Here is a 1,466-nt window from a genome sequence, read left to right on the forward strand (position 1 = left end):
CCCCCCCCCCCCCCCCCCCCCCCCCCGGGGGGGGGGGGGGCCCCCGCCCCCCCCCGGGCGGGGGCGCCCGACGAGATCGAACGGCTGGTGCCGCTGACCCCGCTGGAGCCGGCGGCCCTTGAGGTGTACGAGCACGCGGCCCGCACGGCCAGCGTCAGCCTGCCCGAACTGCGCCGGCTCACCGGCCGCCCGGACGAGGAGCTCACGCACTGCCTCCAGGTGCTGGTACGGCTGCGGCTGCTGCGCCCGACGCACGGCGGCGCCGCCCGCTGGGCCGCGGTCTCCCCGGACAGCGCGGAACTGCACCTGCTCGGCCCGGCCGCGCGCAAGATCGCCGACCTCCAGGAGGCGCTGGCGCACGTACGCGGCGAACTCTCCGCCCTCGGCGACCACTACCACCAGGGCATCGTGCACCGGCTGCGCGGCGCCGGCACCGAGGTCGTCACCGGCGCCGGGCACGTCAGGGGCTGCGTCACGGACCTGGTGGCGCACGCGGGCCGGGAGGTGCTGGTGGCCCAGCCCGGCGGGGGCGGTGCGCAGGACGCGCCGTGGGACCCGCTGGAGCGGCTGGACGTGGCGCTCGCCCGCGGGCTGCCGATCCGCACGCTCTACCAGCACACCGCGCAGTTCACGCCCGCCACGGTGGCCCAGGTGGAGCGGCTGACGGAGGGCGGCGGGCAGGCCAGGACGCTGGGCGACCGGTTCGCCAGGGCGCTGGTCGTGGACCGGCATACCGCCGTCATCCCGCTGCGCGGCGACCCGCACGGCGCGGTCGTCGTCCGCGACCCGAGCACGGTGGACTTCATGGCCACCACCTTCGACCGGCTGTGGGGCCAGGCCACGCCCTTCCCCACCAAGCTCGGCCGACAGCAGGCCATCGCCGCCTCCGACGCGATGAAGTCCGACATCGTACGGCTGCTCATCGCCGGCGAGGACGACAAGGCCATCGCCCGCCGGATGGGCATGTCGGTCCGCACCTGCCAGCGCCACATCAACGAGATCATGCGCCGCCTCGGCGCCCGCAACCGGCTGCGCGCGGGCTATCTGCTGCACCAGTTCGAGCGGGAACAGGGGTACGGGGCGGGCCGTGACCCGGGCCGGGAGCCGTGCCGGGAACAGGGCAGGGAGGCGGATCGGGAACGGGCGGGGTAGGGGCGCGGCCGGGACGGGCCGGGACGAGGTGGGGCAGGGCGGGGCGGGGCGTGTGGCCTCGTGTCGTGGAGGGGCGGGGCGGTGCGGCCCGGTCCGGCCCCGGGCCGGCCGCCCCCCCCCCGCCCGCCCCCCCCCCGCGCCCCCCGCGCCCGCCCCCCGGGGGGGGGGGCGGGGGGGGGCCCCCCGGCGGGGGGGGGGGGGCGGGGGGCGGGCGGGGGGCGGGGGGGGGGGCTCACGCTTTCCTCGGCGGGGTGGGGGGGGGGGGGGGGGGTTTTTTTTTTTGGCGGGGGGGGGGGGGGTCGGCCGACTGGCTC

Annotated in this window: 2 protein-coding genes; both read left to right on the forward strand. The window is 79.2% G+C overall.

Going from position 1 to position 1,466, the window contains the following annotated elements:
- A partial coding sequence (locus AAHZ94_RS33935; protein WP_349997536.1) for a helix-turn-helix transcriptional regulator occupies window positions 1-1,152 on the forward strand: 1,152 nt, incomplete at its 5' end.
- 65 nt (window positions 1,153-1,217) lie between these two features.
- A partial coding sequence (locus AAHZ94_RS33940) for a hypothetical protein (protein WP_349997537.1) occupies window positions 1,218-1,466 on the forward strand: 249 nt, incomplete at its 3' end.

The sequence above is a fragment of the Streptomyces sp. HSW2009 genome (genome assembly GCF_040240285.1).
GTDB lineage: Bacteria > Actinomycetota > Actinomycetes > Streptomycetales > Streptomycetaceae > Streptomyces.